General features: G+C 45.9%; 6 protein-coding genes and 5 tRNA genes. 5 read left to right on the plus strand and 6 right to left on the minus strand.

Features of this window, described 5'->3' with window-relative positions; genetic code table 11:
- Positions 1-79 precede the first annotated feature (79 nt).
- The 5 genes from VJL_RS25710 to VJL_RS25730 form a co-directional block, all read right to left on the minus strand.
- A tRNA-Pro gene (locus VJL_RS25710) sits at positions 80-156 on the minus strand.
- Between the two features lie 64 nt (positions 157-220).
- Positions 221-296: transfer RNA gene (locus VJL_RS25715), tRNA-His, on the minus strand.
- Positions 297-344: 48 nt separating this feature from the next.
- Positions 345-421, minus strand: a tRNA-Pro gene (locus VJL_RS25720).
- A gap of 75 nt (positions 422-496) precedes the next feature.
- Positions 497-572: transfer RNA gene (locus VJL_RS25725), tRNA-His, on the minus strand.
- Between the two features lie 33 nt (positions 573-605).
- Positions 606-682: transfer RNA gene (locus tag VJL_RS25730), tRNA-Arg, on the minus strand.
- Between the two features lie 361 nt (positions 683-1,043).
- On the opposite strand from VJL_RS25730, the gene VJL_RS25735 reads away from it, so the two are divergent.
- Positions 1,044-1,457, plus strand: a complete 414-nt coding sequence (locus VJL_RS25735; protein ID WP_038882194.1) for a c-type cytochrome — start codon at positions 1,044-1,046, stop codon at positions 1,455-1,457.
- Between the two features lie 72 nt (positions 1,458-1,529).
- Here VJL_RS25735 and rep read toward each other — a convergent pair whose 3' ends face one another.
- Positions 1,530-3,545 (minus strand): DNA helicase Rep, encoded by a 2,016-nt coding sequence (gene rep, locus VJL_RS25740; protein ID WP_038882193.1) that lies wholly within the window; start codon positions 3,543-3,545, stop codon positions 1,530-1,532.
- A gap of 170 nt (positions 3,546-3,715) precedes the next feature.
- Here rep and VJL_RS25745 point away from each other — a divergent pair, with 170 nt between their 5' ends.
- The 4 genes from VJL_RS25745 to ubiK all read left to right on the plus strand — a co-directional run bounded on the left by VJL_RS25745 (position 3,716) and on the right by ubiK (position 8,941).
- Complete coding sequence (locus VJL_RS25745; RefSeq protein WP_050566713.1) at positions 3,716-4,297, plus strand: TetR/AcrR family transcriptional regulator; 582 nt, start codon at positions 3,716-3,718, stop codon at positions 4,295-4,297.
- Positions 4,298-4,315: 18 nt separating this feature from the next.
- Positions 4,316-5,422, plus strand: coding sequence for a multidrug efflux RND transporter periplasmic adaptor subunit VmeC (gene vmeC / locus VJL_RS25750; RefSeq protein ID WP_038869923.1), 1,107 nt, complete (start codon positions 4,316-4,318; stop codon positions 5,420-5,422).
- An 11-nt stretch (positions 5,423-5,433) separates the two neighbouring features.
- Positions 5,434-8,556 (plus strand): multidrug efflux RND transporter permease subunit VmeD, encoded by a 3,123-nt coding sequence (gene vmeD / locus VJL_RS25755; protein WP_038869922.1) that lies wholly within the window; start codon positions 5,434-5,436, stop codon positions 8,554-8,556.
- Positions 8,557-8,689: 133 nt separating this feature from the next.
- Positions 8,690-8,941, plus strand: coding sequence for a ubiquinone biosynthesis accessory factor UbiK (ubiK, locus tag VJL_RS25760; RefSeq protein WP_005427244.1), 252 nt, complete (start codon positions 8,690-8,692; stop codon positions 8,939-8,941).
- Positions 8,942-9,027 lie beyond the last annotated feature (86 nt).

Raw genomic sequence — 9,027 nt, forward strand, 5'->3', positions numbered from 1 at the left:
ATCGCCGACTAATGCAGTCCAAGCGATGTAATAAGCTCTAAAATGACGAAAGCCTGCTAAAAAGCAGGCTTTCTAATAGTGGTCGGTGAAGAGGGATTCGAACCCCCGACCCTCTGGTCCCAAACCAGATGCGCTACCAAGCTGCGCTATTCACCGAACTGTATTTACTGATTCTCTCAAATCAGACAGGATACTTCAACTAAGAAGTCACCTTAATTAATGGGGTGGCTAACGAGATTCGAACTCGCGACCACCGGAATCACAATCCAGGGCTCTACCAACTGAGCTATAGCCACCATCAATTTGTGTCGTTTACCGCTCTAGTATAGCCATAAACTAAATGATGGTCGGTGAAGAGGGATTCGAACCCCCGACCCTCTGGTCCCAAACCAGATGCGCTACCAAGCTGCGCTATTCACCGACGAATTTTGTTTCGACTCTTGGGATATTTGAATCAAAACTGGAAACTTCATTAATTAATGAGTTACCGAAATAATGGGGTGGCTAACGAGATTCGAACTCGCGACCACCGGAATCACAATCCAGGGCTCTACCAACTGAGCTATAGCCACCACTATTTTGTGCCGTTAATTTGTATTCCGGAATGGCACGCCCGAAAGGATTCGAACCTTCGACCTTTGGCTCCGGAGGCCAACGCTCTATCCAACTGAGCTACGGGCGCATGCCCCATCGGCGGAGAGGAATAATACGGATATCACACTATGCCGTCTAGTACTTTTTTTACTTTTTTTCTCGTTTGGTCTCTTTTTCGACAGTTATCTGCCTTTAAAGTGAATTTTTGATGTGATTCACGCCCTGTCATGGATAACTTGTTGTTTATTGCAACAACTTATCAGGATATAATCACCCATTATTTACATTGATTTAACAGTCGCAACCAGATTGTTCAATCACTTTAGACCGTTAGGAACGGTTTTCTGCATAGTATTCAGGCCATGCAGCAAAACCGAATCCAACAGGGCTAAATACTCTAACTATATAAATAGGTAAGTCACTTACCTTTGGAATGTGAAGTGGGTTTAATGGATATGTCTCGACGAATGATTAGCGTTTTGTTCGCTGCCTTAACTTTTTCTACGGCAGCTTTAGCTTCTGACATCAGCCAAACTGAATACGATGCGATCGCAGAACGCATCAAACCTGTCGGTGATGTTTATCTAGCAGGTGCAGAACCAGTAAAAGCAGAACCAACTGGTCCACGTGATGGCGCCGCGGTTTACGGTACTTTCTGTATTGCTTGTCACGCATCTGGCGTAAGTGGCGCACCAAAAACAGGTGATGCTGCGGATTGGGCACCACGTATTGCACAAGGCAAAGACGTGCTAACCAACCATGCGATCCAAGGCTTCAATGCAATGCCAGCAAAAGGTACGTGTATGGACTGTTCTGATGACGAAATCATCGCAGCCATCGACCACATGATTGAAGGTCTGTAATAAAGACACCAACGAAAAAGGCTTGCCACTTGGCAAGCCTTTTTGTTTTTAGCAAATTAGAACAACGCTGTCCTACTTCTTAAACATCGCTCGAATATTAGCGATGTGAGCTTGGCCTTTTGCCATGCGCTCTTCTGCCGATACTGGTTTTTTGTTTACTTCCCATTCAACGTCATCAAATGGCAGTTCATCTAAAAAACGACTTTGTGTCGGTTTGATCAATTCACCAAACTGGCGACGCTCTTTACACATAGTAAAGGTTAATTCTCTTTGAGCACGCGTAATTCCCACGTACATCAATCGACGCTCTTCTTCGACGTTATCTTCATCAATACTGGTTTGGTGCGGTAAAATTCCCTCTTCCGAACCAATCAAATATACATAAGGAAACTCGAGACCTTTCGATGCATGAAGCGTCATCAATTGAACGGCATCACTATCTTCATCATCTTCTCCGCGTTCCATCATGTCTCGCAATGTTAAACGTTGAACGACTTCTTTGATGGTCTTCTCTTCTTGATCGTAGTTGTCACCTTCTAGGTCAGCCACAATCCAAGAGTAAAGGTCAGAAACGTTCTTCATACGCATTTCAGCCGCTTTCGGGCTTGCTGACGTTTCGTATAGCCAATCTTCGTAATGAATATCACGCACAAGCGAACGCACCGCTTCAACCGTATCGCCACGCTCAGCTTGATCGGCAATCGCAACCAACCATTGAGTAAAGCGGCGTAGGTTCTCTAAACCACGACCGGTTAGGTGCTGCTCTAGTCCCATTTCAAAGCTGACTTCAAACAAGCTCTTACCACGCATGTTGGCGTAGCTACCCAGCTTCTCTAAAGTCACGGGACCAATTTCACGACGCGGCGTATTCACAATACGTAGGAACGCGTTGTCATCATCTGGGTTCACCAACACACGTAGGTAAGCCATGATGTCTTTGATCTCAGCTCGAGCGAAGAAAGATGTGCCGCCAGACAGTTTGTATGGCACACGGTTTTGCATCAGTGACTTTTCAATCAAACGTGATTGGTGGTTACCACGATATAGAATCGCATAATCTTTATATTCGGTGCGGTTTAGGAACTTGTGTGCAATCAATTCACCCGTCACGCGCTCCGCTTCGTGCTCTTCATTTTTCGCCAGCAACACTTTGAGTTTTTCACCGTCAGGAATTTCCGAGAACAGTGATTTCTCATACACGTGTGGGTTATTCGCAATCAAGATGTTAGCTGCGCGCAGAATACGGCTAGTCGAACGATAGTTCTGCTCCAACTTAATCAAACGCAAATTTGGATAGTCTTCACCAAGCAACACCAAGTTTTGCGGCTTAGCGCCACGCCATGAATAGATGGATTGGTCATCGTCGCCTACCACAGTCAAACGACCACGCTCACCGACAATCAACTTCACTAAGTCGTATTGGCTGGTGTTGGTATCTTGATATTCATCCACCAACAAGTAGCGAATGCGATTTTGCCAGCGTTGGCGCACTTCTTCGTTATTGCGCAGAAGTTGCACTGGCAAAGAAATCAGATCGTCGAAGTCGAGCGCGTTGTATGCCTTCATCTGCTTTTGGTACATCTCAAAACAGAACGCGAACAATTGCTGCTGCTCACCTTGAGCAAGCGCTTTTGCCTGTTCTGGTGTCAGCATGTCGTTCTTCCAGTTTGAGATACTGCTTAGTAGTTGACGTAATAAATCTTTATCGCCATCTAGCTGCTTTTCTGTCAGCTCTTTCAGTAGTGCAAGTTGGTCTTGATCATCAAAGAGGGAGAAGCCTGCTTTCAAGCCAAGATGCTTGTACTCACGCTTGATGATGGTCAAACCTAAGGTGTGGAAGGTCGAAACCATCAAACCTTTCGATTCTGATTTACCTAACGTCTGACCGACGCGCTCTTTCATCTCGCGCGCCGCTTTGTTGGTAAAGGTAACCGCAGCAATATTGCGTGCCTTGTAGCCACACTGCTGAACCAAATAAGCAATCTTATTGGTAATTACACGAGTTTTACCCGAACCAGCACCAGCCAGCACGAGGCATGGGCCTGATACGTACTTAACGGCTTCATCTTGTCTAGGGTTCAGCTTCATAGAAATTCTCTGCGGGTGGTAATTGTGGCGCCTATGATAAAGGGGTGACCGCGTGAAAGCTACGGAGATTTTCACGTAATTTTTACACAGATAGATGCAACATTTTGTTGCATACGTGGCCAGAGTTTAAGCTATAATGAATGAACGTTCATTCATTGGGTGGTGGCGTTATGTCCAATAACACTGCTGGAGATAAATACGGACAAATCATTGCAGCAGCCGAGCGCTTAATCGCTGAATCAGGTTTTCATGGTCTTTCCATGCACAAACTTGCTACAGAAGCAGGTGTCGCAGCTGGCACGATTTACCGATATTTCTCAGATAAAGAACATCTTTTGGAAGAGGTTCGCCTTACTGTAACTAAACGTATTGCGGACGCCGTTCAAGCGGATGTTCATGACGATATGCCCCTGAAAGAGCGTTACCGCACCATGTGGCTCAATATTTGGCACCTTGCTGGATCAAATTTAGACACCTTAAGTAATCGTGTCCAATATGAATCACTGCCTTGTGGAAATCGTAAAGGGACGAGGGAACTTGAAAGGCAAATGTTTGCCCAAGTAGATCGTCTTTTTAATCAAGGCAAAGCGGAAGGGGTATTCAAACCCCTCGATAACGAAATTCTATCAGGGTTAAGTTTCGAAGCTAGTGTTGCGCTTGCGAGAAAACATGCTTTGGGATTTTATCAGCTGGACGACAATGCGCTGGAAGCAGCCGTTGAAGCCAGTTGGGATGCAATTATTAAACACTAACTTGGAGTTCTTAATAGAATGAAAAAGTGGACTTTCTTTATGTTGCTTATCGCGGTTCTTCTGTTCGGAAGCGTGATAGGTTTCAACTTATTCAAGCAACAGAAAATTGCTGAATACATGGCGAATCGTCCGGAGCCAGAGTTCCCTGTTACCGTTACGGAAGTAAAAGCGGTAGATTGGGTTCCTGTCATCGAAGCGATTGGCTTTATCGAACCTAACCAAGGTGTCACTGTTGCAAACGAAACCAGCGGTGTGATTGATAAGATTTCTTTCGACTCTGGTACTCAAGTGGAAGAAGGCCAACCTCTGGTTCTTCTAGACTCTGATGTTGAGAAAGCAAACCTAAAAAGCTCTCAAGCAAAACTGCCAGCAGCTCAAGCTAAGTACAAACGCTACCAAGGTCTTTATAAGAAAGGATCGATTTCTAAAGAAGCGTACGACGAAGCTGAAGCAAACTACTTCTCACTTAAAGCGGACATTGAGAGCTTGAAAGCGACCATCGACCGCCGTGAAATAAAAGCACCTTTTGCTGGTGTGGTTGGTATTCGTAATGTGTATCTTGGTCAATATCTACAAGCAGGTACTGACATCGTACGTCTCGAAGATACAACAGTAATGCGTTTACGCTTCACTGTGCCTCAAACAGATATCTCACGCATTAAGCTAGACCAAGAAGTGGATATCTTTGTAGACGCTTACCCTGACAAGCCTTTCAAAGGTTCGATCTCTGCGATTGAGCCAGCAGTAAACGTACAAAGTGGTTTGATTCAAGTCCAAGCAGACATTCCAAATAGCGATGGCAAGCTTCGCAGCGGTATGTTCGCACGTGCAAACATCATCCTGCCTAAGCTAGAGAATCAAGTGACTCTGCCACAAACGGCAATCACCTTTACGCTATACGGCGACAACGTGTACATCATTACTGAAGAAGACGGTGAAAAACGCGTTAAGCAACACGTTGTGAAAGTGGGTGAGCGTACTAAAGACATCGCGCATATTCTAGAAGGCGTGAAACCAGGTGACGTAGTGGTAACGTCGGGGCAAGTACGCCTTAGTAACCATGCGAAAGTGACCATCGTTGAAGATTCGGCACTGACACCACCGGCTGAAACACCAATGCTTTAATTGGAGGCATCATGCGCTTTACCGATGTTTTTATTAAACGTCCAGTTTTAGCGGTATCGATCAGTTTTTTGATTGCGTTGCTTGGTTTGCAAGCCGTATTCAAGATGCAGGTTCGTGAATACCCTGAAATGACAAATACGGTGGTTACTGTAACCACCAGTTATTACGGTGCCAGCGCCGACTTAATCCAAGGCTTCATTACTCAGCCTTTGGAACAAGCCGTTGCTCAGGCCGATAATATCGACTACATGACTTCATCCTCGGTACTCGGTACTTCTACCATCACCGTAAACATGAAGTTAAACACTGATCCGAATGCGGCGCTGTCTGACATTCTGGCGAAAACCAACTCGGTTCGTTCGCAGCTTCCAAAAGAAGCGGAAGACCCTACGGTAACCATGTCGACAGGTTCGACAACGGCAGTACTGTATATTGGTTTCACCAGTGATGAGCTGTCTTCAAGCCAGATCACGGACTACCTTGAGCGTGTAATCAACCCGCAGTTATTCACGGTAAACGGTGTATCGAAAGTTGACCTATACGGTGGTATGAAATACGCACTGCGCGTATGGCTAGACCCTGCAAAAATGGGGGCACTTAAGCTGACAGCAACTGACGTAATGACCGTACTAAACGCCAACAACTATCAGTCGGCAACTGGTCAGGCGACAGGTGAATTCGTACTTTACAACGGCAGTGCAGATACTCAGGTATCCAACGTTGCAGAACTAGAAGCACTTGTGGTGAAAACCGGTGAAGGTGATGTAATTCGCCTTGGTGACATTGCGAAAGTGACGCTAGAGAAGAGCCACGATATTTACCGTGCTAGTGCTAATGGTCAAGAAGCCGTGGTTGCAGCGATTAACGCAGCACCAAGTGCCAACCCGATCAATATTGCAGCAGATGTACTGACGTTGTTACCTCAACTAGAGCGTAACTTGCCAAGTAACATCAAAATGAATGTGATGTACGACTCGACTATTGCTATCAACGAATCGATTCACGAAGTTGTGAAAACCATTCTTGAAGCAGCAGTCATCGTACTTATCGTTATCACTTTGTTCCTAGGTTCATTCCGTGCGGTAATCATCCCTATCGTTACTATCCCATTATCATTGATTGGTGTGGCAATGGTGATGCAAGCGATGGGTTTCTCTTGGAACTTGATGACACTACTGGCAATGGTACTCGCCATCGGTCTGGTGGTGGATGACGCGATCGTTGTTCTTGAGAACGTCGATCGACACATCAAGGAAGGGGAATCACCGTTCCGAGCTGCGATCATTGGTACACGAGAAATTGCTGTCCCAGTAATCGCGATGACACTGACGTTAGGTGCGGTATACGCGCCTATCGCTCTGATGGGTGGTATTACAGGCTCACTATTTAAAGAGTTTGCTCTTACCCTTGCGGGTGCTGTATTTGTGTCCGGTATCATCGCATTGACTCTGTCACCGATGATGTGTTCAAAAATGCTGAAGGCAAACGAAGAGCCAAGCAAGTTTGAGCAAAAAGTTCACCACGTTCTTGATGGCATGACCAACCGCTACGAGAAGATGCTAACTGCAGTCATGGCTCATCGTCCGGTTATCATTGCTTTTGCGATCATCGTGTTCGCGAGTCTACCGATCTTGTTTAAGTTCATTCCGAGTGAACTGGCACCGTCGGAAGATAAAGGCGTTGTGGTCTTAATGGGTACAGCCCCATCAAATGCGAACTTGGATTACATCCAAAGCACCATGAACGATGTAAACAAGATTCTGTCTGACCAGCCAGAAGTAGAATACGCTCAGGTGTTTAACGGTGTACCTAACTCGAACCAAGCATTCGGTCTAGCAACACTGAAACCTTGGAGTGAGCGTGAGGCAAGCCAAGCGGACATTACCAAACGTGTGGGTGACTTAGTTTCTCATGTACCAGGTATGTCAGTAACGGCTTTCCAAATGCCAGAACTTCCAGGTGCAGGTTCAGGTCTGCCAATTCAGTTCGTTGTGACTACGCCAAACAGCTTCGAGAGCCTGTTTACTATCGCAAGTGATATTCTGACCGATGTATCGAAGAGTCCACTGTTCGTGTATTCGGATCTGGATCTGAACTACGATTCAGCAACGATGAAAATCAGCATCGATAAAGACAAAGCCGGCGCTTACGGCGTGACCATGCAAGACATTGGTGTCACGTTAAGTACCATGATGGCTGATGGTTATGTAAACCGTATCGACCTAAATGGTCGTTCATACGAGGTAATCCCTCAAGTTGAACGTAAGTGGCGTCTAAACCCAGAGTCGATGAAGAATTACTACGTACGTTCAGTTGACGGCAAAGCAGTACCATTGGGTAGTTTGATCACAATTGATGTGGTCGCAGAGCCTCGTGCACTGCCTCACTTCAACCAGCTAAACTCAGCCACTGTTGGTGCTGTACCAGCTCCTGGTGTTGCAATGGGGGATGCGATCAACTGGTTCGAAGACGTGGCACAAAACAAACTGCCGTCAGGCTACAACCATGACTACATGGGTGAAGCGCGTCAGTTCGTAACTGAAGGTAGTGCGTTATACGCAACATTCGGTTTGGCACTAGCAATCATCTTCCTAGTACTGGCGATTCAGTTTGAATCTATCCGCGATCCAATCGTAATCATGGTATCAGTACCGCTTGCGGTTTGTGGTGCGTTGATAGCTCTGGCGTGGGGTACGGCATCGATGAACATCTACTCACAGGTTGGTTTGATTACCTTGGTTGGTCTGATCACCAAGCACGGTATCTTGATCTGTGAGGTAGCGAAAGAAGAGCAGTTACACAACAAACTGTCTCGTATCGATGCGGTAATGGAAGCAGCAAAAGTTCGTCTTCGTCCAATCCTGATGACAACAGCAGCGATGATTGCAGGTCTTATCCCATTGATGTACGCAACAGGCGCAGGTGCTGAGCAACGCTTCAGTATCGGTATCGTAATCGTTGCTGGCCTGGCGATCGGTACGCTATTTACACTATTCGTACTGCCAGTGATTTACAGCTACCTTGCTGAGAAACACAAGCCACTACCAGTGTTTGTTGAAGACAAAGACTTGGAAAAGCTAGCTCGAGTGGATGAAGCGAAAGCAGCTCACCGCGAATTAGCTGATAACAAGTAAGTATAAAAGCACTAAGAAAAAGGGTCACTTCGGTGACCTTTTTTATTGCTGCTCTCTTTTTTACCATCTAAATGGCGACTTTCACGTATCAATTAAATAGAATGTGGGCAAATCAAAAGGAGTTTTAGCCACTATGTTTGACCCAAAGAAATTAGAGCAAATCGCTAAACAAATTCACGAATCAATGCCACAGCCAGTAAAAGAACTAGGCGCGGATGTTGATCAAAAAGTTCGCCAAGTCATCCAAGGTCAGCTAAACAAGCTAGACGTTGTTAGCCGTGAAGAATTCGACGTACAAACTCAAGTTCTGCTGCGCACTCGTCAAAAGCTGACAGAAATGGAAAAGAAATTGGCTGAGCTTGAAGAAAAGCTAGCTGATAAATAAGCGAGAAGCGAGAAGCGAGAAGCGAGAAGCGAGAAGCGAGAAGCGAGAAGCGAGAAGCGAGAAGCGAGAAGCGAGAAGCGAGAAGC

This window comes from Vibrio jasicida CAIM 1864 = LMG 25398 (assembly GCF_000400365.1).
In the GTDB taxonomy this organism is placed as follows: Bacteria; Pseudomonadota; Gammaproteobacteria; order Enterobacterales; family Vibrionaceae; genus Vibrio; species Vibrio jasicida.

Bases quoted from the DNA above. Each gene is read 5' to 3' on its own strand.
- VJL_RS25735 (WP_038882194.1), top strand. From the start codon at position 1,044: ATGGATATGTCTCGACGAATGATTAGCGTTTTGTTCGCTGCCTTAACT.
- rep (WP_038882193.1), bottom strand. From the start codon at position 3,545: ATGAAGCTGAACCCTAGACAAGATGAAGCCGTTAAGTACGTATCAGGC.
- VJL_RS25745 (WP_050566713.1), top strand. From the start codon at position 3,716: ATGTCCAATAACACTGCTGGAGATAAATACGGACAAATCATTGCAGCA.
- vmeC (WP_038869923.1), top strand. From the start codon at position 4,316: ATGAAAAAGTGGACTTTCTTTATGTTGCTTATCGCGGTTCTTCTGTTC.
- vmeD (WP_038869922.1), top strand. From the start codon at position 5,434: ATGCGCTTTACCGATGTTTTTATTAAACGTCCAGTTTTAGCGGTATCG.
- ubiK (WP_005427244.1), top strand. From the start codon at position 8,690: ATGTTTGACCCAAAGAAATTAGAGCAAATCGCTAAACAAATTCACGAA.